Here is a 23,414-nt window from a genome sequence, read left to right on the forward strand (position 1 = left end):
AGTGAAAGAAGTCATGACATGTAGAGAGGAGGTGGAATAGAGATGACACGAAAAAAGACAAAGATCAAATATTTATCTGCAAGTTTTGCTATTGCTGTAAGCACACAGGTTATAAGTCCGCATATAACTCATGCACAGGATAATACGCTATATAACAAAGTTACTAATGAAAAATCAACGGCTCATTCAGATAATTTATCACAAGACAATAGTAACCAGAAAGATTCAGATAATACGAACCAACCAAGCAATTCGTCAAATAGTGCCAACAATGAAGGCAAAGACAACAAGCCAAACAAGCCATCAGATGGTACAGATAACGGAGGCAAAGATAACAAGCCAAACAAACCATCGGATGGCACAGACCATGGAGGCAAAGACAACAGACCAAATAAGCCATCGGATGGTACGGATAACGGAGGCAAAGATAACAAGCCAAACAAACCATCAGATGGCACGGACCATGGAGGTAAAGATAACAAGCCAAACAAACCATCAGATGGCACGGACCATGGAGGTAAAGACAACAAGCCATCCGACGGGAAGGACAATGGGAGAACATCTTCTCATCCACAGACACCAACACAAAATGGTGGTCATGGTCACAAACCAACGAATCAACCAAATAATAAAGATAACAATAATGGACAAAATAACGGTAATGGAAATCAAGGTTGGAACACATCTAATGGACAACAATCTCCTCAAAATGGAGAGAAAACAGATCATAATATCTCGGATGATTTCATTAATCAAATTAATGGACGGGGACATAATTCTGGTCGTAATTCGTCATCTTATTTTCCACGAAATCATTATGATGAGGGACCTGTTGCTAACAATCAACGTCAATCAATCATGAAACGATTTGAATCATTAGCCATTGGCTCATTTAAATATAATCCATTTATTATAGAACAGGTAAACAAACTTGGCGAGAGTGGTAACCAAGTTTCTGATCAAGATTTATATGCACTTTTTAGAAAACAAAATTTTAGTGGCAATAGTTATTTAAATTCATTACAACGTGGTTCAAATTATTTTAGATTTGAATATTTCAATCCAACAAACTCATCAAAGTACTATAAAAACTTGGATGAGCAGGTATTAGCTTTAATAACTGGAGAAATTGGTTCAATGCCTGATTTGAAAAAACCAGTTGATAAAAAAGGTGAAGATAATCATACTCAGCGTTCTGAGGATAAAATTATTTCTGCAGAAGGTGAAGACCATAAGCAAGGCATGACAGATGTTAAATTTAATCGTTTAAATGTAACGCTTATTGGAAGTATGTGTATGATCTTTGTCGCCGTAATGATTTACTGGTTCATCAATCGTCAAAAGGAAAAAGAGCAATAAATGAATAAATATTTATTTCAGTTTAGGATATAAATATTTTTGACAAATTACCAGCGCCTTATTTTTTATATTAAGTACTACTAAGACAAAGTACGAAACACTTCGCCAAGACATATAAAAGAACAGCGGGCCCCAACACAAAGACTTTCCAAAAGAAAGTCCACGAACAACGCAAGTTGGGGTGGGCCCCAACAGAGAGAATTTCGAGAGGAAATTCACCAAGCAAAGCAAGTTGGGGTGACTGAAACTGATTCCCTAAGTATGCGAACCAATAATGCGGAGTATTGAAGATAAAAGAAGCACACAGATGATTAATGTCAAACCATCTGTGTGCTATTATTTTGGAAATTATGTTCCAGCTTTACGTTTTGTATTTAAACATTTTAGAAATCGACGTAGCAAATGTTTTATCAGTTCAATTTCCTACTTTAAATGTTAAATATCCCATCCTAGCAGTAATATAAGCTTAGATGGGATTCTTTGATTAAAAAAATAAATGGAAAATAGCAATTGCTTGCGTTTGTAAATGTTTAAGCACATCGCCGAAACAAACTTGCATAATAACAACAAAACCGTTTTGCATCATATGTATCATAATTGACACTGCGATACGTTTAGTCAATACATAGGCAAGTGAAAATATCATTCCCATACCAAAGTAGACAATAATAAATGTTATGTCATTATGTGCTAGTGCAAAGAGTAATGAGCTGACAACAGATGCAATTAGAAATCGCATTACTATATTTCCTTTAAGCCTATCTAAAATTTCCCCAAATATTACTTTCCTAAAAACATATTCTTCTAGAATAGGTCCTACGATAGAAATTAATATAATAAATATTGGTGCTTGTCGAGCTATGTCCATCAATCGTTCTGTATTAGGACTGGCTTTAAGCTCACCAAAAATCCAAGTATTAATCAAACCAGCAAACATTTGATAAATCATTACGACGATAAAACCTAATAATGCGTATTGAACTAAATAACGTTTAGGTTCTTTGTAATCTGATTCGAGTTTAGTTGGATTCTTAATTACTTTTTGCAGCAAAATAATAATGATCGCTGCAATGATAAATAAAATAACTTGAATATAAATAGCAACATGCAATAGCTGTGTAGGTGACTTAATTTGAAAACTAGTTAATTTAATTATAAATACAGGTAGATATTGAGCTAGTGCATAGATGACTATTGTTAGGAAAGAAATCCAAATTCTGGACATAAAGTACCTCCAATAAATGTAAATAACACTTATTATATTGTATCTTAAAAGCAAGATTAGCACAAAAAAGAAGGAAGCTTTTTGCTTGAAATTTTGACCAACTTTGATTAATATAAAAAGTAGCTTAGCACTCTACTTGTTAAAGTGCTAAAATATTTGTCCCATTGAGGAGGAAAACACATGCTTAAACCAATAGGTAATCGTGTAGTAATTGAAAAAAAAGAACAAGAACAAACAACTAAAAGTGGCATTGTTTTAACTGATAGTGCTAAAGAAAAATCTAATGAAGGTGTAGTTATCGCGGTAGGTTTAGGTCGACAACTTGAAAATGGTCAACGTATCACTCCAGATGTTAACGAAGGGGATAGAGTTGTATTCCAAGAATATGCGGGAACTGAAATAAAACAAGGAAACGACACATATTTAATATTAAATGCTGATGATATTTTAGCAATTATAGAATAATAATATAATTTATAGAATTCAATTTTTACAGACACATATTTTAATGGAGGTTAAATAGAATGGCAAAAGATCTTAAATTTTCAGAAGACGCACGTCAAGCAATGTTACGTGGTGTGGATAAATTAGCAAATGCAGTTAAAGTAACAATAGGACCCAAAGGACGGAACGTTGTTTTAGATAAAGAATATGCTGCACCACTTATTACTAATGATGGTGTGACAATCGCAAAAGAAATTGAACTTGAAGATCCATATGAAAATATGGGGGCAAAATTAGTTCAAGAGGTAGCTAATAAAACAAATGAAATTGCTGGGGATGGAACAACAACTGCTACAGTGCTAGCACAAGCAATGATTCAAGAAGGACTTAAAAACGTAACGAGTGGTGCAAATCCAGTTGGCTTACGTCAAGGTATTGATAAAGCAGTTAAAGTAGCTATCGAAGCATTACATGATATATCACAAAAAGTTGAAAATAAAAATGAAATTGCACAAGTTGGGGCTATTTCTGCAGCAGATGAAGAGATTGGACAATATATTTCAGAAGCTATGGATAAAGTAGGTAATGATGGCGTAATAACTATTGAAGAATCTAGTGGTTTCAATACTGAACTTGAAGTTGTAGAAGGTATGCAATTTGATAGAGGTTACCAATCACCATATATGGTTACGGATTCAGATAAAATGACTGCAGAATTAGAACGTCCATATATATTAGTTACAGATAAAAAAATATCTTCATTCCAAGATATTTTACCTTTACTAGAACAAGTCGTTCAATCTAGTCGACCAATATTAATTGTTGCTGATGAAGTAGAAGGTGATGCATTAACTAATATCGTTCTAAACCGCATGCGTGGAACATTCACTGCAGTTGCTGTTAAAGCACCAGGCTTTGGTGACCGTCGTAAAGCTATGTTAGAAGATTTAGCTATTTTGACAGGTGCACAAGTGATTACTGATGACTTAGGTTTAGAACTTAAAGATGCAACGATGGATATGTTAGGTAGTGCCAATAAAGTTGAAGTAACGAAAGATAATACAACGATTGTTGATGGTGATGGAGACAATAACAATATCGATGCACGTGTTAGTCAAATTAAAGCACAAATTCAAGAAACTGACTCAGACTTTGACAAAGAAAAATTACAAGAACGTCTTGCAAAATTAGCTGGGGGCGTTGCAGTAATTAAAGTTGGCGCAGCTTCTGAGACAGAATTAAAAGAGCGTAAATTGCGTATTGAAGATGCTTTAAACTCAACTCGCGCAGCTGTAGAAGAAGGTATTGTTGCTGGTGGTGGTACAGCACTAGTTAATATCTATAAAAAAGTGAGTGATATTCAAGCAGAAGGTGATGTAGAGACAGGTATCAATATCGTCTTAAAAGCATTAACAGCACCAGTTAGACAAATCGCAGAAAATGCAGGACTAGAAGGTTCTATCATCGTTGAACGTTTAAAACATGCGGACTCTGGTGTTGGATTTAACGCTGCTACTAACGAATGGGTAAATATGTTAGAAGCTGGTATTGTTGATCCAACAAAAGTAACGCGTTCAGCTTTACAACATGCAGCAAGTGTTGCAGCAATGTTCTTAACAACAGAAGCAGTTGTAGCTAATATTCCTGAACCTGAAAGCAATAACCAACCACCAATGGGCGGCGGCATGCCAGGTATGATGTAAAATAGCGTTAAAAAGTTAAATATAGAGCCTAAGACACAATTATTATGTCTTAGGCTCTTAACTATTATATTGGTAGTAGTTTACTAGATTGAAAATAAGTTTATACCAAGCTTTTTCCGTCCTAATCAACTTTGAAAGTTAAGAACGCTAAACATTTTGATTCATTAAAAACTCCGATCTTTTAAGCGTGCAGTATAAAATATAAAAAACAGTCTGGGACATAAAGTTCTTAGACAAATAGAATTTCGAGAAGAAATTCGTCAGACAAAGCGAGTTGGGGTGGGGCCCCAACAAAAAGAAATGCGAAAAGCATTTCGTCGAACAAAGCAAGTTGGGGTGACTAAAGCTGTCCCCTAAGAAAGCGAGCCAACAATACGAAGTATTAAATCAAAAAGGAGCACTCAGTTGAATTCAATTCATCTGAGTGCTCCTTCTCTGAGATTTATGTGCCAGACTCTATTATTTAGGGGAAAATGGTCTAGCCTATATTTTTTATGAATGATATTCTAAAAAAATGTTTTTCAAATCAACGATTTCCTTATTTTAAATCTTCAATAGCTTGAGCAATCGAATTAAATACATGCGGAATATCATCTTTTTCGACACAGCTGAAGGCAACACGAATATCAGTGTCATTTAAGGCAATAATACCGATTGAATATTTATTAATTAAATGAACACGTAATTCCTCAGGATCAACACCGTTCACTTTAAGTGCCATAAAGTAGCCTGAATTAAAATCATAAGCTTGCCAATGACGTTGGTATTGTTTATCATAAACGACTTCTTTAGTTACAGCATAACGCTTTTGCAAAGTATTAATGTTTGCTTGAATTTCTTTATTAAATTGCTCATGATGTTCTAATACATATTTAATTGCGCTTTGTGATGGCATTGGTCCACTAGATATATTACTTCTGATTAACCCTTTGACTTTAGCTTCTAATACTTGTTGAGCTGTATCATTATGAATACCAAATGTCATAAAGCCAACACGCAATCCCCATGCAAAAAATTCTTTTGTTGCACCATCTAAACGAACAGGTAAAATATTCTTGTGATTTAAAGTAGTGAGCGCTGTGAAGATAGATTGCGTATAGACATCTTCATAAAATAAACCATAATATGCATCGTCTACAACCGCAATTACTTTTGTCCCCTTATTGGCTAATGCTTCAATGGCTTCAACAATTGTTTTCACTTCTTGTTTAGTTGGTGTATAGCCAGTTGGATTATTTGGATAATTTAAAATCATAATAACCTTGTCAGAAGTGTAATGTTCTAAAGTTGATACTAATGCATCCGTAGTATAATGGCCATTATTATCAAAAATATCATAAGTATTGATATTAGCTTGATGTCTTGTATTAAAGATTAGTTTATAGTTACCCCAATTATGTGATGGCAATAAAATAGTATCATTTGTATCAACAAAGAGATCACCAATTAGTGACAAACCATGAGTAAGCGCATTTGTCACGATTGGTTTACTGATCATATGTGACTTTAAATCTGGATTTTCTTTTAATATTTTTTCTTGCCACAATGTTCTTAATCCTTCAATGCCTTGAGGTGGCGCATAAGGAAAAATTTCATCTGGTGATAAATGATTAAAGACACCATATAATTCGTTAGCATACATTTTACCGTCTTTATCTGTGGCCATTCCTATTGTTGCATTATATTTTGTAGATTTGGCATCTGCTGATTGGGAAAGAATACCTTTTGGGTAAAACATTTCTTTACCTAATTGAGACAACATGGATAAAACTTCTGGATTGTACTGATAAAGTTCATTATTTAAGTTCTGTGCTAATGGGTTCATTTATTTAACCTCACTTTAATTTATATTCATACTTATATTATCTTGAAAATTGATAAAGATAAAGTCATCTTAAAAATATAGGTAAATAAATTTCTTTAATACGAACATATGTTCTGATTTTATGTTAAAATAAGAACAGGTCATCTATCCAATGGCACTTTGCAGTTTGGGAGGTGTAGCATAATGACGTGGTGGTTAGATGTAATAACTACATTATTAACAGGTGGAATACTTGTTATTTTTCGTATTTGGTTAGAAAACAAATGGAAAGATAAAGGATGACCATACACAAAAAACCCCAAGTCTGCGGCAACAGACTTGGGGTTGTGTAGCATAATTTGTGGATACACCTATATTCTAACATTCGATTCTAATTTCATCAATATAAAAGTGTGCTATCTTATTTATAGTTATTAAAATCAGTTCATTGTTGTAGCTAAGTCTGATATAATGCTCGTGTTGAGGTGAATGAAATGAAGCATTTAACTAAAATATTTGCTATTTTAGCAATTATTCTTTTTGTTCTTGGATACTATTTACAAGCTACGAATCACGAAAGCTCAGGAATTAAAATTTTAACCGCTGCTATTTTGTTCATTATTTGTGCTTTTATTAGTCGGAACAATGATAGACGCAAGCAAAATAGAAAATAAAGTAATAATAATTACATTTTTTACCATGTTCTTATCGATATACTTAAGTCGTAAATTGCTGAACTTCAGGCATTTTACGGCTTATATATTACGAGAAAATGCAATTGCATATATATAGTATATATACAGTCCTCCTGAATAAAACAATAAATCTCTCTTTTTCTCTTTACATATGAAGTTATGGTGTGTATATTATGTATATACAGTTATTAAAGGGGGACGTGCATGAAAATACTGATAAAAAACACCTCTAATCAACCTATATATGAACAAATAAAGCAGCAAATAAAAGAAAATATTTTAACAGGTCAGATAGATGCTGGGAGCCATTTACCATCAATGAGAGAGCTGGCTAAGGATTTACAAGTCAGTTTAATCACGACAAAACGTGCTTATGAAGATTTAGAAAAAGATGGATTTGTGACTACAATTAGAGGAAAAGGCACCTTTGTTAAAGAACAAGACCAATCTATTTTAAAAGAGAAACAATTTATTGTGATTGAACAACTTGCTCATTCATTGTGTAAAGAGGCTAAAACGATTGGTATGCCTTTAGCAGAAATAAAGGAAATTATCTCTTTGATTTATGAGGAGGATGAAGTATGAATGTTGTAGAACTAAACAACGTTAATTACAAAAATCCATCAATTGAACTCAAAAATATTTCCTTTAATATACCACGTGGATTTGTCACTGGTTTTATCGGAGCTAATGGGTCTGGTAAAACGACCATCATACGTCTGATAATGGGTTTACTCGAGGCTTCTAGTGGAACAATTCAACTCTTTAATCGTACTATGGATGATGCACCACAGTACATTAAGGATAAAATAGGCTTTGTCTATTCAGATATATATGCAAATCCTGATTGGACAATCGATAAATTAGAGTATTATACGGCACCTTTTTATAATCAGTGGGATACGAAGTGTTTTAACGATTACTTGAGACAATTTCACTTGAACAAGCAGCAAAAGATAAAGATGCTTTCGAGTGGGATGAAAATGAAATTATCATTAGCGTTAGCACTTAGTCATCACGCAGAACTGTTTGTTTTTGACGAGCCTACCTCTGGATTAGATCCAGTAGCTCGTAATGAAGTTCTGACATTGATACAACATGAACTATTAGATGAACAAAAGACAGTATTGATGTCAACGCATATTATGTCTGATTTAGAAAAAATTGCCGACTATTTAGTTTATCTAAAGCATGGTGAAATCTTATTAACAGGTGAATGTGATGCTTTATTAGCAAAATATGATATTGTCAAAGGTGATGCAGCTCAATTAGATAGCGAACTAGATGACCTACTAGATTACAAAGAGATACGCCACACTGGTTACTTAGGATTGACGAGTCACGGTAATACATTTAAAGAGCTTTTTGGTCATGATGTAGAAGTTTATAGTCCGACGATAGAAGAATTAATGATTTATTTAGATAAAGGGCAGAAAAATAATCTATCAGTAAGGGAGGATTCACAATGAAATCCCTTCTGATGCGAAACTTTAAATTACGACAATGGACCCTTTACATATACTTAGGGCTTTTAGTGTTCTTTCCAATTTACATTATTATTACAGTAAATACAGATTTTGGATTTATCATCTTTATTCCAATAGGTATTATCTTAATGATAATTAGTATCTTTGATGCAGGACATATGTTTAGAGTGCATAAAAGACTAGGTGGACAACAAGCCTATATATATTTTGCCAGTTTGCCCGTATCTAAAAAGGACATGCTTCGTGCAAATTATCTTACGTGCTTATTGTTAACACTTTTTGGAGCACTGGTCATCGGTTTATATGATAGTCAAACAATTGATAATGAACTCATGAATCGACTGCATATTTCAACTGCATATTCATTTTTAATTATTAATTTCCTATCTATACCAATCGCTTTTCCAAAATATACGGAGTATAAGCGAAAAGGCGTTAGCTATGTTGGTTATTTAATCTTCATGTTAATTGTTATACCAGTTATGTATTCATTTTTCTTTACAGTTTTAAATCATGCTATGTTCAATAATCAATTGTCTAAAAATGAGGTTGCTTATTTTTTAAACAACGGGTTATTAGTAATTGCAATTCTCATATTTATTATTAATTATTTCATACAGTTAAAATACATTAAACGTTTATAAAAAGTCAGGAGGTATTTGATGCAATTAAAGAAAATCACCAAAACATATAAAGATAATGTCGTGTTAGACCAAATCGATTTTGATTTTAAGGAAAGTCAAATTGTAGGACTTATTGGTAAAAATGGTGTTGGAAAGACAACATTGATGAAAGTGATGAACAATAATATTATCAACTATCAAGGAGAAGTTGCGGTTAATCGTGAAGATAATATAGGTTATTTAATTGAACATCCAAAGCTTTATGATAATAAATCCGGATTAGATAATTTGAAATTATTTGCTCAAGTATTAGGTAATGGATTTGATAAAAGTTATTCAGATAAAATTATCGATGCTTTTGGAATGAGATCATATATTAATAAAAAAGTTAAAAAATACTCTATGGGTATGAAACAAAAGTTAGCAATTGCAGTTTCTTTGATGAATAAACCAAAGTATTTGATTTTAGATGAACCAACGAATGGTATGGACCCAGATGGATCGATTGATGTTCTTGAGACAATTAAGTCATTAGTTGAAGAACTACAAATGAAAATACTTATCTCTAGTCATAAACTTGAAGATATTGAATTAATTTGTGATCGTGCTATTTTCTTAAGAAATGGTAAATTTGTACAAGATGTTGATATGACAAAAGGAAGTATTGATGATGCTACTATTATTAAAGTTAAGGTAGAGCAGTTTGACGAGGCGAAAGAAGTGCTAGAGAACCATTTCAATGTACTCGAGTCACATGCTGAACTTGGAGAATTGCATATTAAAATTCAACAAGATTATAGTCAATTACTTAAATTGTTAGCGCAACGTCATGTGTACCCAACGTTTATCGAATCACGTAAAAATTCATTACGCGACACGTATTTTAATATTAATCAAAGAGGTGATAAATAATGAGAAGCTTACAACTAGTGAAATATGATTTAATTAGTATAATAAAAAGTTATTTGACATATGTGGCAATTGCACTTGTTGGTGGGTTATTTGGACTAGTATCCTACTTGTTTATGAAAAATACGCATAAAGTCCACTATGAGTCATTAATTCCAATGATTAACTGGGCTTTACTATTTGTGGGCACGCTTTTTGTAATTAAAACAATCACTAGAGATTATTCACAAGGGACAATTCAACTTTATATGAACAGAGTTTCTAGCAGAATTGGATATGTGATGGCGAAAGTTATATCAATTATTTTGATAGCACTTATATTTGCAGGAGTAGCTTATATTTCTATGCTGTTAATTCAAGCCTTTACTAAGGGCGATAAATTAGATGGAGATATATTCCTAAAAAACATTTGGTTCTATGTGATTTTCTTATTATTTTATGGATTAGTATTATTCTTGCTGACACTCATTGTTCAAAAGCCAGCAGTGATATTTACAATAGGTATTTTCTTAATCTTTATTGTGCCATTTATTGATCCATTTTTAGGACTTATTCCAGAATGGGGAGAACACATACAAGATGCGATGAAATATATACCGTTTAGCTATTTAACAAAAAAAGAATTAAATAGCAATATAGAATTTACAAATTGGCAGTGGTTTATCTCAATCGCATCAATTGTAGTGCTTTTTGTAACAACACTGTTTTATGCAACTAAGCGCGATATATAAAAAATATTAAAAATAATAAAAGTAATATTGAAACAAAGTACACCCTAAAAGTTAGCTTTTTTCTAACTTTTAGGGTGTTTTTACATTGGATAATTAACTTAATTTCGTAATAATAGAGTCATAAACAGCTTGCCATAATGTAGAGTCTGTTTTATAACGATTAGAAATAATAACATGTGTTTCATTTAACTTATCTTCGTAATTAGCATCTTCTTTGTTAGGTAAGTGCGTTGAACGAACGTCATCGACAAATTTTTGAACAATTTGTGCACGTGGACCCCAAACGGTCTCTTGTTCATAGTTATCGTTTAAAAAGATAAAAATGGGAATCGATCGAGATGTACCATTAGTTAAATATTGATCAATTAAATCCGTATCTTCGTCTCTATGGAAGACACGCACTTCCCAATTTAGTTCTTCGCTGATACGTTTCAGAATAGGTAAATTCATCATCGCATCGCCACACCAGTCTTCTGATATTACTAATACTTTGCTGTAAGCTGATTGTTGCAACTGTTTGAGTCGCTGATCATCATTAGGTAGCTTGAATGACTCATAAATTGACAATACATTTTCCTTGTTTACTGTCATGTCATCAATGTACTGACCAATAGGTTGACTTTGCTTAAAATATGTTTCTAACTTAGCCATAATCATTTCCTCCCATTAAGTAGTTTATATAATTATAGCAACAAATGCATAATATACAAATGAAGACGCTTTCTTTTATAAGATATTCATAAAGATACCATAAAGATAAATGCAACGAGCTAGTGCTTATGATATATTTAATAAATAGTAAGAAAGTGGTGAATAAAGTGCGTATTGAAAACAGATGGATTGTTTTTTTAATATTCTTAATAAGTTCCATTATTGTTTTAATAAGTTTAAATGTTTATAAAAATGAAAAGTCGGTGGATTTATCTGAACTAAAAATTAATGATTTACAACTAAATCAACAATTCAATAATTCGGATTATCAACTGAACCACAAAATAAAGTTAGATAGATATCGTTTTTATACACATAAAAAGTATAAAAATCTTATAGTTAAAGTTCAAAAGCATAGTAATAAAATAAAAGGGATTGTGTTAATTAATCATTCTAATATTACTACTAATTTTGGAGTTCAAATTGGTGATTCAATTGATCAAGCCATTATGAATTTAGGGGAAAGTTATAAAAAAACACATCAGGGCAAGAAATATAAGTCAATTACATATTTTGATAAGCAAAATCATATGAAATTATCTATTTTATATAAAGATAATAGTGTAAAACGATTAGAATTTTTCAGTCGCTAATACATTCGACTTATTAAATTTTTACCACTAAATATGATATATAGATAAACGATATAGTGGAGTGAACGTATGGATAAGATTACTTTTTTAAACCAGCTTGAAATTGAATTAGATGAGTTGCCTCGAGAACAAAAAGACCAAATTATGTATAAGTATGAATCGATGTTTTTGGCTGAAGAACAACAAGGGAAAACAGAACAACAAATTGTTACAAAAATGCCGGAACCGCAAAATATTGCCAAAAATTTTAAAGCGAAATCAGCGATTAGTTATGCAGAGTTCCGTCCTAATCTACGTAATGTTGTTAGAGCAGTTATGGCATCACTTAGTTTAGGTGTATTATCGACGCTATTTATTTTAATTCCTACATTAATTGTTGGGATGATTTTAATGCTTATATTGGTAATGGCTTGTGTTCTAACATTAACACCTATCATTTTAATGCTCGTAAGTTTGTGGCGACACATTCCAGATTCATTGAGTAATATTTTATTTGGGCTTTCATATTCAGGATTGGGATTAATATTTATCGTTTTAGCATTAAAACTGGTTAATTTAATTTATCGTTTAATTATTAAATATTTAATGTGGTATATTAAAACGGTTAAAGGAAGCGTCCAATAATGAAAAAAGTAATGATTGCAGGTATCGCTATATTTATTATTTTCTTCATTAGCGGTACACTATCATGGTTTATGCATGATAAAGAAAAATATAAAAATTTGAAATATACTCAGTCTTATGATGCAAATGAAATAAAAAGTTTATCAATTAAAGCTTCTGGTGGCGTTCATATAAAGCAAGGTAAACAATTTAAGGTGAAATATTACAGTGATAATAAGGTAACTATGCATAAATACAAAGGTACATTGCGCGTAATGCAAACCAAATCTTCAAATAGAGGTTATAGTGTTAATGTCAATCCATTTAGAACCATTAATTATATGATTGAAATAGAGGTACCATCTAAAATGTTAAAGCATTTAACGATCGATGCTCCAAACAATAAGTTAATTATTGATGGTATTCAGTCAGCTGAGACAATAATTTATAAAGGGGTTGACAGCATAAATATTACCAATTGTCATTTCGATAATGCTGAAATCAATGGCGATAATTATTATATGAACATCAATAACAGTAAGATGCGGTCAAGTCGTTTTAAAGTAGACAGTGGGGGCTTTAACATTGAAAATAGCCAAATGAATGATTCTATTTTTCTTGCTAATCAAGGAGATATAAGATTTGAAGATATGCCGCGACAATCAAATTTGAAAGCAGCTACGAAAAATGGAGACATTAATTTTGCATATAAACGAAAGCCAAAAAACACATTATTAAAACTTCATCCAGGTCACGGTAAAAGTGTTGTCACACAGTCAGCATTTAAAGAAGGAAAAGTAGGTATCAGTCATAACGTTTTAGAGTTTTATACAACTGATGGAGATATAATAATCCAGTAATTAGATGACACAGAGTCTAAAACATGATACCTAGAAAACAGTTCAGTTTGGTACATCATTATGTTTTAAACTATAAACTAAATATTGGCAGTAATTGACTTGATTGAAAGTACGCTGATACCAAGCTTTTTTCAATCCTAGTCAACCTTGCCAGGGCGGGACTGCGAATTCATCATGAACTCGTAGTCCCGCTCTTTTCTTTATTAATGATCGTTCGTATTATTGACTTGCTTTCATTGGTAATAGTTTCAGCACATCTTGAACCCTCAAAAGCCTTGCCTAAATACTTTGAACTAATTCCTAATGTTAAATTATATATTGTCAGAGACTTATTTTCTCTTGTTTATTCGTTATAGAAGTAAACACGTTAATTAATGTTTTTTCATTAATAAGTAGCAAAGGTTAAATCTGTATCTAAACGACCATCAAATTGATTAAAGGATAGCGGCGTGCCGTTTAACCATGCTTGAAAATCAATTACGCGTGGCGCTTTATTTTCACCTAAAGTCATCCATGCAAATAAAGATTGTGGTTCATACATAGAAGTGTGGATCGTACCAGACCAACTTCTGAATAATTTACTATATATTTCATATTGAGGATCATTAAATAGTTTGAATGCTTGATGTTTGTCAAGTGATTGTGATGTTTGACTGATAGTACGTTCAAGGCGAGCTTGAGATTCAGCCGTATAATTTCTATTTTCGTGAGTTAAAAGTTCAAAGTGATTCGTACATACTTTATCATAACGGACGTTGAAACTGCGAGGCGTGACTTCAATAATTGCATGGTTTAAGTTTCTATCCATAACTATGTAGCTGAAAGAACTTCTATGAGGAAGTTCTTGTAAAAACGTAATTGCATCATCAACAGTTTTACAATATTGTAAAATTAAGCGACCAATCATATAGCATACAAATCCATTACCTGGCTTTTTACGATGCATGAAATTGTACCCCATTACTAGGCCAGCTTCATTCATGCCATCCATTCGACCTGTCACTCTGGATGTAGGTCCAATTTGAGCTAAACCACCATCATTCGGTTGAAATAATAAGTAACGACCATCATAAGTTGCAGGATGATAATCATAATTTCTGACCATATAATCTTTGCCTTGAAAGACGGTACAACCGCTCTCTGGTAAATCAGTAAAACGATAATGTGCGAAATTTAAGACCATTTGTTTACTTGGAAGATTTAATACATCTTGCATTCCAGTTAGTTCTTGCCATATTTCTGGCGCATATGTTTGAAAAACGCCATACGTTTCTTTAACATCTATATCAAATCTTGGCATGCGTTTCTTCCACTCTTGTTCTCTATTTTTTAGTAAAGGGGTTTTACGTAACCATTGAGCTGTTTTAACACCTAAATCATAGTGCGAGCCACGATGTGTCATAATTTCAGATTGAACATGTTGCATTGTAAACCTCCACAAGTTAATTTATTACAGAATTGTAATATGTTATTAATTGTATTTTTCACAATAATGAATTTATAATAAATAACAGCATTAGATATTGCTAATCATAATTAATGAGGTGATTTTCATGAATGGAAACACTTATAATAAAGTAAAAAATGCTATTATTAATTGGTGGAATTGGTAACAAAATATTGTGATAAGCTTTTGATTATTATATCAGAATAAGGGTATAAGTTTAATGGTAAATGCATATGTGATAATATTATATATTGTAAATATGCTTATTTTTAAATAGAGGTGAAATCGCAATGTGGAACTTTATTAAAGGATTATTTAAATTTGTATTTAGCTTAGTGGCTATTACAACTGTCATTGTAAGTGTAGGTTTTGTAGCTTTTGCTTACATTTTCAAAAAAGATTTTGAAGATATCGAAAGAAAAACAAAAGAAATTATTTCTGATATTGAAGGAAATAATGCTTAATTCTATATTGTTTTAGTCAGTGTCTGTTAGTGTTACAGACGCTGTTTTTTTATTTGTTAAATAGTTGTTATTTAATTGTAATCTTTTATAGAATAGTAAATAAGAAGTTTGGAGGGATGATAGTTATGACAATTGGATATATTGGGTCATATACGAAATATAACGGAAAGGGTATTTATCGTTATGAATTAGATGATGTACAAGGGCGTATCAAATTTTTAGAAACAGGTTACAACATTGAAGCATCAACATATTTGGCTCAGACAGATGATTATTTATATGCAATCACAAAAGAGGATGCTCAGTGTGGTGTTGCAAGTTTTAAAAAGGAAGCGGATGGCTCTTTAACATATATGAATCAATGTCTGCCATCAACGGAAGGGACAGGTTGTTATATATCTATATCAACAAGTGGTGAATACCTTTTTGAGGCAGTATATAGTGCTGGACTTGTGAGATTATATAAATTGGATACTCAAACAGGCCATATTATCAACCTTATAGATGAATTAGCACTCCATTATCCCCTTGGTTCTCATGAACGTCAAGAACACTCACATGCACACTTTATTCATGAGACACCAGATCAACGCTTTGTTGTTGTTACTGATTTGGGTGCGGATCGAATTATCACATATGAATTCAGTGATAAAGGATTTAAAGAAAGTGCAGTATCACAATTTAATGATGCAGATGGGCCTCGTCATATCGCATTTCATAACAATGGACAATATGCGTATGTGGTACATGAATTATCAAATATCATCAGTGTGACAACTTATCAAAATGGCGAGTTTCATGAATTAGAACGTCATTCAACAATACCAGAACAGCTACAAAATGAAACGAAGTTAGCAGCAGTACGCTTATCTCACGACCAACGTTTTATCTATGTGAGTAATAGGGGAGATGATAGCATTGCCATTTTTAAATTAAGTGACGAAGGTGCACATCTAGAGTTAATTGATATCGTTAAAAGTTGCGGCGTATTTCCTCGAGACTTTAATATAACAGCTTCAGATGATTACATTGTTTGTGCACATCAAGAAGATGGAGGCATTGTCACAGTCTTTGAACGCAATCATGATACTGGAAAGTTATCGTTGACTGATTCAACACATGTTGCTCCAGAAGGTGTTTGTGTCACATTTTTAATTTGAAATAATAGATAAAAATAAGCCCAATAACACATTGGCATATGTTGTCATGATAGTCAATCTATCAAAACTGCCTTGTGGTTATTGGGCTTGTTTATTAATTTTTAAAAAACGCTTTTATGTATTTTAATTTACCTTTATAAGGTGGATAAATCATACTTGAATCTAAGCGTGTCGATTTAAATATATAAGATTTATCATGACTAAATGTATCAAATGAATATTTACCATGATATTGTCCAATGCCTGAAGCACCAACGCCTCCAAAAGGTAAATTTGGATTAGCTAAATGCATTAAAGTATCATTAATTGCACCGCCACCAAATGATAATTCATTCAGTACGCGTTGTGTATTATTTTCATCTTCACTAAACAAGTAACAACTTAAAGGTTTTGATTTTGCGCGCACGATATCTAATGCCTCATTAAAATCATCGTATTCAATGATAGGTAGAATAGGGCCAAATATTTCTTCTTCCATAATTTTAGAATGTGGGGTAATATTTTCTAACAATGTAGGCGCTATATATCGGTTTTCTTTGTCGCTAGTCCCTCCAACAATAATTTCATTGCGATGAATATTTAATAATTCATTTAACCTAGTAAAATGTTTGTCATTAATAATGCGCCCATAATCAGGACTGTTTTGAACATTTTTGCCATAAAATTCTGCAATAGAGTGTTTTAATGCTGTAATTAGTGCAGATTTTACTTTTTTATTTACTAATATATAATCAGGTGCTACGCACGTTTGTCCAGCATTTGTAAATTTTCCAAAGGTTATTCTATCACTTGCTACTTTAATATTCGCAGTTTCGTCGACAATAACAGGTGATTTTCCTCCTAATTCAAGGGTTACAGGAGTCAATTGTTTGCTAGCTGTTTCATAAACAATACGTCCAACCTTTTCACTACCTGTAAAGAAAATGTAATCAAAGGGGAGATGAAGCAACGTTTGAGTTTCATCAATACTACCTTCAACAATACTAATATACCGATGTTCAAAAGACGATTCAATGATGTGCTTAACGACTTCGGTAGTGTGTGGTGTCAATTCGGATGGCTTAATAATAGCCGTATTACCAGCTGCTATGGCACCTATGAGTGGCTCAAATACTAGTTGAACAGGATAATTAAAAGGTCCGATAATTAAGACAGTACCATAAGGTTCTTTCATAATATAACTTTTTGTTGGAAACATAAATAATGGGGTATCGACTTGTTGGGTTTTAGTCCAAGATTTTAATTCTTTGAGTGCGAGCTTAATACTTTTTAGTACGATGCCAATTTCAGTCGCGTAGGCTTCGACATTGCTTTTGCCTAGGTCTTTTTTCAATGATTCTAGTAATGCTTTTTCATTATTTTTAATATTTTTACGCAAACTTTTTAATTGCTGTTTTCTAAACTTAACATTTTTAGTAGCTTGAGTATTAAAATATTGTTTGCTCTCATTAAATCTTTGTTCTATGTGATTCAATGCAGTGCCTCCTTTTTTCTATATCAATATTATTAATGACATGGGGAGTGGGACAGGATTCATTATGAATTCGTAGTCTCGCCCGGCAAGGTTGACTAGGATTGAAAAAAGCTTGTATTCAGCGTACTTTCAATCAAGTCAATTACTGCCAATATTTAGTTTATAGTTTAAAACATAATGATGTTCCAGACTCATTTTTTATAAACTCATAATTACGTTTTGACCATAAAAGCATGTCTAATAAGATAAATACATATCATTGTCATTGTAATATATGGTTCATTATAATCATACTAATTCAGTTTTTGTGTTTGCATTTAGGGTAGGAGGATGTAATGTGAAAAAATGATATAAATATTTACTCACTATAAAAAATAACGATTTCCACAGCATGAGCAATGAAAATCGTTACTTAATTAATATTCAATTAAACTGTAAAATTTTTATTTAATTAAAACTTCAGTTATTTGAGGAACAACTTGTTTTTTACGTGATACAACACCAGTTAAGAATGCCATACCGTCGTCTAACTTAACATTAAATGCTTCGCCAACTTTTTCTTTTTCAGCACCAACAACTAATATTTTAGAGTTACTATTGATAATATCAGTGACAACTAACACGAATAAATCATATTTTTCATTGGCACTTGCTTCTAACATTACTTTTTCAAATTCATCTTTACGGTCTAATACTTCATCAATATCTACTGTGTTAACTTGTGCAATACGAGTGACATAATCTCCCATGTTGAAAGATTTTGCATCTTTATTAATTAAAAATTCAGCAGATTTATCTGTAGTAGATGCGCCTGCTTTAAGCATATCTAAACCATAACTATCTAAATCTATTTGAGCGATGTCTTTTAGTGCTTGAGCAGCGGCAACATCTTCTTTAGTACAAGTTGGTGATTTAAATAATAAGCTGTCTGAAATGATTGCAGACACCATAAGTCCTGCAATTTCACGTTTAATTTCAAAACCACGCTCTTTATACATTTTATATAAAATAGTAGCTGTACAACCCACTGGTTCAGCACGATAATATAAAGGTCCTGCTGTTTCAAAGTTAGAGATTCTATGGTGATCAATAACATGTTTAATTGTAGCACCAGAAATCGTATCTGAACTTTGTTGGAATTCATTGTGATCAACTAAAATAACATCTTGATCTTCCAAATCATCTGTTAAAAGTTCGGGTGCATTGACATTAAAATGATCTAACGCAAATTGTGTTTCTGCACTTACGTCACCTAAACGATAAGCAGTTGCTTCAGTATTACCTCTGAGTTGTTCAAAATCTGCCATAATGATAGCTGATGAAATTGCATCAGTATCTGGATTTTTATGCCCGAATATATAAGTTTTTGTCATGCTTTTATTCTCCCTTACTAAATATGATATCTTTTATTTTAGCACGTTTTCAGATTATTCTTCTACCTCTGCGCCCAATGTATTTTTAAAATGTTGCAACGCCCAAGCATGTCCAGCTGGATTAAAGGAAGCGACCCCTTTGGCTGGTATATGAATATTGTAGCCTAAATTATATGCTGAAATCGCTGTGTGAAGAATACAAATATCAGTGCACACACCTACGATTTCAATGGTATCAATATGCCGTTCACGTAAAAGAGAATCAAGAGGTGTACCATAAAAAGAATCATATCTACGTTTATCGAGATAGTGAATATGCTTTTGATCTTGATGTTGCTTATAGAAATCACCTATCGTTCCATACAATTCTCGTCCATGTGTGCCCGCAAGATTATGTGGTGGAAAAAGATGGGTTTCTGGATGATAAATATCCTCTTCGTAATGTAAATCCATTGTAAAAATAATGTCTTGTTGTGCGGCATGATATGCTTCCAATCGGGATTTGATATACTCCTCTATGGCTTGGCCTGGATGTCCGCACGTTAATTTTCCATCAGTTGCGATAAAATCATTTGAATAATCAACTACGATTAATGCTTTCTTAATCATTTTTGCCTCCCAAATTGCTTAAAATAAAGAAAAACGTGTAATGTGATATGATGTATTTATAGTAATAAGTATAGCCATAGGACACTGCAGTTACAACTTTTTTTGAGGAGGTGCGATATGATTATCAATGCACAAGATTATGGGTTGAAAGGCAAGAATCGACGTGCAGATAGACGGGCGATTCAAAAAGCACTTAATATTGCACATCGAAGAAAAGGAAGACAAACGGTTTATATACCTGCGGGTGAATTTCATATAAATAAAGCATTAGTTATTTATGAAGGAACGACATTATTGCTAGATGAGCAAACCACTTTATTGCGAACAGGTAAAGATGCCTTATTGAAAAATGGGAAACCATATATTTTCTATCATGAATATCGTGGTAATGGTCATATCCATATTAAAGGGGGCACCTTTGATATGAACGGTAAAAATTGTCCCTATAATAATACCGCACTTTGTTTTGGACATGCTGAAGATATACAGTTGTTGGATGTCACCATTAGAAATGTTGTAGGAGGCCACTGTATTGATGCTTGTGGAATCAATGGTTTGTATATTAAGCAATGTCGATTTATTGGATTTAGAGATGTAGATGGAGATCGCTGGTTTTCAGAAGCTGTTCAACTCGATATACAAGTGCCTGGAGCATTTCCAAAATTTGGAACGCGTGATGGTACGATAACTAAAAATGTAGTGATAGAAAATTGCTACTTTGGAAAATCTGAAACAGCTGGCATGGGTCCTTGGAATCGGGCGATTGGCTCTCATGCGAGTCGTTATCAACATTTTTATGAAAATGTTCACATAAATAATAATGTTTTTGATGGCATGACTGACTATGCAGTGACACCATTGAAATGGAAAGATACATTTATTGCGCATAATCATTTTATTAGCTGTGCTGGAGGCATCCGCTTTTTAGCAGTGAAAGATGGGAAAAATGCGGCTGATATGCTGGGGCAGGAACATCAAACAGAGGCAGGGAGAAATATCAATATTATTAACAATCATTTTAAAGGTAAGATGACTAAAGATGCTATTCACATACGCAGCTATAATAATGTGAAGCATCAAACTGTTTGCATTTCGGCTAATACATTTGATAATGCTGAAAAAACGATACATGTTGAAGATGCCAAAGACGTGACCATAAATCAGACTGAAGAAATCAATATAAATTTAATTAATATTGAATAATAAAATTTATTTACTCGAACACTCTGTTGAATTAATTTTCAAAAGGGTGTTTTTTTATATGGTATAATACTTATAATTATCATCTATTAAGTGAATATTTTGATAATTAACATAAAGATGTAGGGGGTGGAAGCGATGTTATTTTCAAAAAATGACTCGCAGCAACGGACATCAAGTTATTTAACATTTTTCTCGCAAAATAGTACAAAAAAGTCTTACAATTTAGGGCAATTATTAGGGCTTATTTTAGGGCCGCTATGTTTTGCTTTAATATTAATTTTCTTTCATCCACCGGCTTTGCCAGAAAAAGGGGTTTTTGTATTAGCAATAACTGTGTGGATTGCAATTTGGTGGATAACAGAAGCAATTCCGATTGCAGCAACAAGTTTTTTACCGCTAATTTTATTACCAATTGGTCATGTGTTATCACCTGAAGCTGTATCATCAGAATATGGCAATGATATTATTTTCTTATTTTTAGGTGGCTTCATTCTAGCTATTGCAATGGAAAGATGGAATTTGCATACACGTGTTGCCTTAACGATTATCAAGTATATAGGGGCAAGTACAGCCAAAATATTATTGGGTTTTATGATAGCAACAGGGTTTCTATCAATGTTTGTGTCAAACACAGCAGCTGTCATGATAATGATTCCTATTGGACTAGCTATAATTAAAGAAGCAAATGAATTGAATGATAAAGAAAAACACAAAGTCAGCTTACACAAATTTGAAAAGTCTTTAGTATTAGCGATAGGTTATGCAGGAACGATAGGTGGTCTTGGCACACTGATAGGAACGCCACCATTAATAATTTTGAAAGGACAATTTGAACAACATTTTGGACAAGAAATTAGTTTTGCTAAATGGATGATTATTGGTATTCCAACTGTATTTATACTTATCGCATTAACATGGGCATATTTAAGATATGTAGCTTTTAAACATGATATGAAATATTTGCCTGGTGGACAATCATTGATTCAATCGAAATTAGATGAGCTTGGCAAAATGAAGTACGAAGAAAAGGTTGTTCAGGCTATATTTGTATTTGCAAGTTTACTCTGGATTTCGCGTGAATTTTTATTGAATAATTGGTCTGTAACGTCAGAAATAGCTGATGGTACCATCGCCATATTTATTTCAGTGCTACTTTTCATTATACCCGCAAAGAACAAACAACAGTTTCAACGAATCATTGATTGGGAAGTGGCTAAAGAATTACCATGGGGAGTACTAATTTTATTTGGTGGTGGCTTAGCTTTAGCGAAAGGGATATCAGAGAGTGGTTTGGCTAAATGGTTAGGTTTACAATTAAAATCTTTAGATGGTGTTAGCCCGATGATTATTGTAGCTGTTATTACATTATTTGTCCTGTTTTTAACAGAAATAACTTCCAATACAGCAACAGCGACGATGATATTACCAATATTGGCATCATTATCTGTAGCTGTTGATGTACACCCATTATTATTGATGGTTCCTGCAGCTATGGCAGCGAACTGTGCTTATATGTTACCTGTGGGAACACCGCCCAATGCAATCGTGTTTGGTACTGGGAAATTAGAAATTAAGGAAATGGCTTATGTAGGTTTTTGGGTCAATCTCATTAGTGCCGTACTTATCATTATTGTAGTTTATTTCTTTATGCCTATCATTTTAGGTATTGATATTTCAAAAGCTTTACCATTAAAATAATGGCTAAAGTATAAATATTAATACAAGAAAATACAGTTTAAGATAAAAATTTAAAATAATACAGGTAGGGATATAAATTCCAAAAAATATGGTCTGGGATATAAATCTCAGAAAAACAGCAGCAAGATATTTTCAATTAAAAAATATCTTGCTGCTGTTCTCTATTTTCACAGTACTTCGTATTGAATGGCTTCGCTTTCCTAGAGTGCCGTCTCAGCCACCCCAACTCGCGTTGTTCG

General features: G+C 32.6%; 23 protein-coding genes. 16 read left to right on the forward strand and 7 right to left on the reverse strand.

Annotated features, from left to right (window positions below; translation table 11 throughout):
• The first annotated feature begins 42 nt into the window (after window positions 1-42).
• Window positions 43-1,359, forward strand: coding sequence for an SdrH family protein (locus tag HMPREF3267_RS06530; protein ID WP_070866798.1), 1,317 nt, complete (start codon window positions 43-45; stop codon window positions 1,357-1,359).
• Between the two features lie 484 nt (window positions 1,360-1,843).
• Here the strand turns inward: HMPREF3267_RS06530 and mroQ are convergent, their stop codons facing one another.
• Entirely contained in the window at window positions 1,844-2,584 is a 741-nt protein-coding gene (gene mroQ / locus HMPREF3267_RS06535; protein ID WP_062077855.1) for an intramembrane glutamic endopeptidase MroQ, read from the reverse strand.
• A 180-nt stretch (window positions 2,585-2,764) separates the two neighbouring features.
• On the opposite strand from mroQ, the gene groES reads away from it, so the two are divergent.
• Entirely contained in the window at window positions 2,765-3,049 is a 285-nt protein-coding gene (groES, locus tag HMPREF3267_RS06540; RefSeq protein ID WP_002461410.1) for a co-chaperone GroES, read from the forward strand.
• Between the two features lie 59 nt (window positions 3,050-3,108).
• Complete coding sequence (gene groL, locus HMPREF3267_RS06545; protein ID WP_062077853.1) at window positions 3,109-4,731, forward strand: chaperonin GroEL; 1,623 nt, start codon at window positions 3,109-3,111, stop codon at window positions 4,729-4,731.
• A 538-nt stretch (window positions 4,732-5,269) separates the two neighbouring features.
• Here the strand turns inward: groL and HMPREF3267_RS06550 are convergent.
• The gene (locus HMPREF3267_RS06550; protein ID WP_062077851.1) at window positions 5,270-6,556 is read right to left on the reverse strand and encodes an aminotransferase class I/II-fold pyridoxal phosphate-dependent enzyme; all 1,287 of its coding nucleotides are present in this window, start codon (window positions 6,554-6,556) and stop codon (window positions 5,270-5,272) included.
• Between the two features lie 473 nt (window positions 6,557-7,029).
• On the opposite strand from HMPREF3267_RS06550, the gene HMPREF3267_RS06555 reads away from it, so the two are divergent.
• The 6 genes from HMPREF3267_RS06555 to HMPREF3267_RS06580 all read left to right on the forward strand — a co-directional run bounded on the left by HMPREF3267_RS06555 (window position 7,030) and on the right by HMPREF3267_RS06580 (window position 10,980).
• A complete protein-coding gene (locus HMPREF3267_RS06555) occupies window positions 7,030-7,209 on the forward strand; it encodes an SE1626 family protein (RefSeq protein ID WP_002461405.1) in 180 nt (59 codons plus the stop codon).
• A gap of 225 nt (window positions 7,210-7,434) precedes the next feature.
• Complete coding sequence (locus HMPREF3267_RS06560; RefSeq protein WP_002461404.1) at window positions 7,435-7,815, forward strand: PSM export ABC transporter transcriptional regulator PmtR; 381 nt, start codon at window positions 7,435-7,437, stop codon at window positions 7,813-7,815.
• Entirely contained in the window at window positions 7,812-8,699 is an 888-nt protein-coding gene (locus tag HMPREF3267_RS06565) for a phenol-soluble modulin export ABC transporter ATP-binding protein PmtA (RefSeq protein ID WP_002461402.1), read from the forward strand. The genes HMPREF3267_RS06560 and HMPREF3267_RS06565 overlap by 4 nt, the downstream gene beginning before the upstream one ends.
• Window positions 8,696-9,361: a phenol-soluble modulin export ABC transporter permease subunit PmtB gene (locus HMPREF3267_RS06570; RefSeq protein ID WP_062077849.1), complete on the forward strand. Its 666-nt coding sequence runs from the start codon at window positions 8,696-8,698 to the stop codon at window positions 9,359-9,361. The genes HMPREF3267_RS06565 and HMPREF3267_RS06570 overlap by 4 nt, the downstream gene beginning before the upstream one ends.
• Window positions 9,362-9,379: 18 nt before the next feature.
• Window positions 9,380-10,252, forward strand: coding sequence for a phenol-soluble modulin export ABC transporter ATP-binding protein PmtC (locus tag HMPREF3267_RS06575; RefSeq protein ID WP_002461399.1), 873 nt, complete (start codon window positions 9,380-9,382; stop codon window positions 10,250-10,252).
• Window positions 10,252-10,980 (forward strand): phenol-soluble modulin export ABC transporter permease subunit PmtD, encoded by a 729-nt coding sequence (locus HMPREF3267_RS06580; RefSeq protein WP_002477929.1) that lies wholly within the window; start codon window positions 10,252-10,254, stop codon window positions 10,978-10,980. The genes HMPREF3267_RS06575 and HMPREF3267_RS06580 overlap by 1 nt, the downstream gene beginning before the upstream one ends.
• Before the next feature lie 93 nt (window positions 10,981-11,073).
• Here HMPREF3267_RS06580 and HMPREF3267_RS06585 read toward each other — a convergent pair whose 3' ends face one another.
• A complete protein-coding gene (locus HMPREF3267_RS06585; RefSeq protein WP_002461397.1) occupies window positions 11,074-11,631 on the reverse strand; it encodes a thioredoxin family protein in 558 nt (185 codons plus the stop codon).
• 128 nt (window positions 11,632-11,759) lie between these two features.
• Here HMPREF3267_RS06585 and HMPREF3267_RS06590 point away from each other — a divergent pair, with 128 nt between their 5' ends.
• The 3 genes from HMPREF3267_RS06590 to HMPREF3267_RS06600 all read left to right on the forward strand — a co-directional run bounded on the left by HMPREF3267_RS06590 (window position 11,760) and on the right by HMPREF3267_RS06600 (window position 13,747).
• On the forward strand, window positions 11,760-12,284 hold the full coding sequence (locus tag HMPREF3267_RS06590; protein WP_002477930.1) for a hypothetical protein: 525 nt from the start codon (window positions 11,760-11,762) through the stop codon (window positions 12,282-12,284).
• 69 nt (window positions 12,285-12,353) lie between these two features.
• On the forward strand, window positions 12,354-12,908 hold the full coding sequence (locus HMPREF3267_RS06595) for an HAAS signaling domain-containing protein (protein ID WP_002461394.1): 555 nt from the start codon (window positions 12,354-12,356) through the stop codon (window positions 12,906-12,908).
• A complete protein-coding gene (locus HMPREF3267_RS06600) occupies window positions 12,908-13,747 on the forward strand; it encodes a DUF4097 family beta strand repeat-containing protein (protein ID WP_062077847.1) in 840 nt (279 codons plus the stop codon). The genes HMPREF3267_RS06595 and HMPREF3267_RS06600 overlap by 1 nt, the downstream gene beginning before the upstream one ends.
• Window positions 13,748-14,132: 385 nt before the next feature.
• Here the strand turns inward: HMPREF3267_RS06600 and HMPREF3267_RS06605 are convergent, their stop codons facing one another.
• Window positions 14,133-15,173: a C45 family autoproteolytic acyltransferase/hydrolase gene (locus HMPREF3267_RS06605; RefSeq protein ID WP_062077845.1), complete on the reverse strand. Its 1,041-nt coding sequence runs from the start codon at window positions 15,171-15,173 to the stop codon at window positions 14,133-14,135.
• A 311-nt stretch (window positions 15,174-15,484) separates the two neighbouring features.
• Here HMPREF3267_RS06605 and HMPREF3267_RS12475 point away from each other — a divergent pair, with 311 nt between their 5' ends.
• Together HMPREF3267_RS12475 and HMPREF3267_RS06610 are read left to right on the forward strand one after the other, a co-directional pair.
• Window positions 15,485-15,658 (forward strand): hypothetical protein, encoded by a 174-nt coding sequence (locus tag HMPREF3267_RS12475; RefSeq protein WP_002461390.1) that lies wholly within the window; start codon window positions 15,485-15,487, stop codon window positions 15,656-15,658.
• A gap of 125 nt (window positions 15,659-15,783) precedes the next feature.
• Window positions 15,784-16,818 (forward strand): 6-phosphogluconolactonase, encoded by a 1,035-nt coding sequence (locus tag HMPREF3267_RS06610; protein WP_062077843.1) that lies wholly within the window; start codon window positions 15,784-15,786, stop codon window positions 16,816-16,818.
• A 94-nt stretch (window positions 16,819-16,912) separates the two neighbouring features.
• Here HMPREF3267_RS06610 and HMPREF3267_RS06615 read toward each other — a convergent pair whose 3' ends face one another.
• From HMPREF3267_RS06615 to HMPREF3267_RS06625, 3 genes are all read right to left on the reverse strand, one after another.
• A complete protein-coding gene (locus tag HMPREF3267_RS06615; protein ID WP_062077841.1) occupies window positions 16,913-18,292 on the reverse strand; it encodes an aldehyde dehydrogenase in 1,380 nt (459 codons plus the stop codon).
• A gap of 443 nt (window positions 18,293-18,735) precedes the next feature.
• The gene (locus HMPREF3267_RS06620) at window positions 18,736-19,665 is read right to left on the reverse strand and encodes a manganese-dependent inorganic pyrophosphatase (RefSeq protein ID WP_002461385.1); all 930 of its coding nucleotides are present in this window, start codon (window positions 19,663-19,665) and stop codon (window positions 18,736-18,738) included.
• Window positions 19,666-19,719: 54 nt separating this feature from the next.
• A complete protein-coding gene (locus HMPREF3267_RS06625) occupies window positions 19,720-20,274 on the reverse strand; it encodes a cysteine hydrolase family protein (RefSeq protein ID WP_002477934.1) in 555 nt (184 codons plus the stop codon).
• A gap of 117 nt (window positions 20,275-20,391) precedes the next feature.
• On the opposite strand from HMPREF3267_RS06625, the gene HMPREF3267_RS06630 reads away from it, so the two are divergent.
• Window positions 20,392-21,477, forward strand: a complete 1,086-nt coding sequence (locus tag HMPREF3267_RS06630) for a glycosyl hydrolase family 28-related protein (RefSeq protein WP_062077839.1) — start codon at window positions 20,392-20,394, stop codon at window positions 21,475-21,477.
• Window positions 21,478-21,612: 135 nt separating this feature from the next.
• Window positions 21,613-23,175 (forward strand): SLC13 family permease, encoded by a 1,563-nt coding sequence (locus HMPREF3267_RS06635; protein WP_062077837.1) that lies wholly within the window; start codon window positions 21,613-21,615, stop codon window positions 23,173-23,175.
• Window positions 23,176-23,414: the final 239 nt, after the last annotated feature.

The sequence above is a fragment of the Staphylococcus sp. HMSC62D11 genome (assembly GCF_001839145.1).
Lineage (GTDB): Bacteria > Bacillota > Bacilli > Staphylococcales > Staphylococcaceae > Staphylococcus > Staphylococcus lugdunensis.

Bases quoted from the DNA above. Each gene is read 5' to 3' on its own strand.
- HMPREF3267_RS06530 (WP_070866798.1), top strand. From the start codon at position 43: ATGACACGAAAAAAGACAAAGATCAAATATTTATCTGCAAGTTTTGCT.
- mroQ (WP_062077855.1), bottom strand. From the start codon at position 2,584: ATGTCCAGAATTTGGATTTCTTTCCTAACAATAGTCATCTATGCACTA.
- groES (WP_002461410.1), top strand. From the start codon at position 2,765: ATGCTTAAACCAATAGGTAATCGTGTAGTAATTGAAAAAAAAGAACAA.
- groL (WP_062077853.1), top strand. From the start codon at position 3,109: ATGGCAAAAGATCTTAAATTTTCAGAAGACGCACGTCAAGCAATGTTA.
- HMPREF3267_RS06550 (WP_062077851.1), bottom strand. From the start codon at position 6,556: ATGAACCCATTAGCACAGAACTTAAATAATGAACTTTATCAGTACAAT.
- HMPREF3267_RS06555 (WP_002461405.1), top strand. From the start codon at position 7,030: ATGAAGCATTTAACTAAAATATTTGCTATTTTAGCAATTATTCTTTTT.
- HMPREF3267_RS06560 (WP_002461404.1), top strand. From the start codon at position 7,435: ATGAAAATACTGATAAAAAACACCTCTAATCAACCTATATATGAACAA.
- HMPREF3267_RS06565 (WP_002461402.1), top strand. From the start codon at position 7,812: ATGAATGTTGTAGAACTAAACAACGTTAATTACAAAAATCCATCAATT.
- HMPREF3267_RS06570 (WP_062077849.1), top strand. From the start codon at position 8,696: ATGAAATCCCTTCTGATGCGAAACTTTAAATTACGACAATGGACCCTT.
- HMPREF3267_RS06575 (WP_002461399.1), top strand. From the start codon at position 9,380: ATGCAATTAAAGAAAATCACCAAAACATATAAAGATAATGTCGTGTTA.
- HMPREF3267_RS06580 (WP_002477929.1), top strand. From the start codon at position 10,252: ATGAGAAGCTTACAACTAGTGAAATATGATTTAATTAGTATAATAAAA.
- HMPREF3267_RS06585 (WP_002461397.1), bottom strand. From the start codon at position 11,631: ATGGCTAAGTTAGAAACATATTTTAAGCAAAGTCAACCTATTGGTCAG.
- HMPREF3267_RS06590 (WP_002477930.1), top strand. From the start codon at position 11,760: ATGATATATTTAATAAATAGTAAGAAAGTGGTGAATAAAGTGCGTATT.
- HMPREF3267_RS06595 (WP_002461394.1), top strand. From the start codon at position 12,354: ATGGATAAGATTACTTTTTTAAACCAGCTTGAAATTGAATTAGATGAG.
- HMPREF3267_RS06600 (WP_062077847.1), top strand. From the start codon at position 12,908: ATGAAAAAAGTAATGATTGCAGGTATCGCTATATTTATTATTTTCTTC.
- HMPREF3267_RS06605 (WP_062077845.1), bottom strand. From the start codon at position 15,173: ATGCAACATGTTCAATCTGAAATTATGACACATCGTGGCTCGCACTAT.
- HMPREF3267_RS12475 (WP_002461390.1), top strand. From the start codon at position 15,485: ATGTGGAACTTTATTAAAGGATTATTTAAATTTGTATTTAGCTTAGTG.
- HMPREF3267_RS06610 (WP_062077843.1), top strand. From the start codon at position 15,784: ATGACAATTGGATATATTGGGTCATATACGAAATATAACGGAAAGGGT.
- HMPREF3267_RS06620 (WP_002461385.1), bottom strand. From the start codon at position 19,665: ATGACAAAAACTTATATATTCGGGCATAAAAATCCAGATACTGATGCA.
- HMPREF3267_RS06625 (WP_002477934.1), bottom strand. From the start codon at position 20,274: ATGATTAAGAAAGCATTAATCGTAGTTGATTATTCAAATGATTTTATC.
- HMPREF3267_RS06630 (WP_062077839.1), top strand. From the start codon at position 20,392: ATGATTATCAATGCACAAGATTATGGGTTGAAAGGCAAGAATCGACGT.
- HMPREF3267_RS06635 (WP_062077837.1), top strand. From the start codon at position 21,613: ATGTTATTTTCAAAAAATGACTCGCAGCAACGGACATCAAGTTATTTA.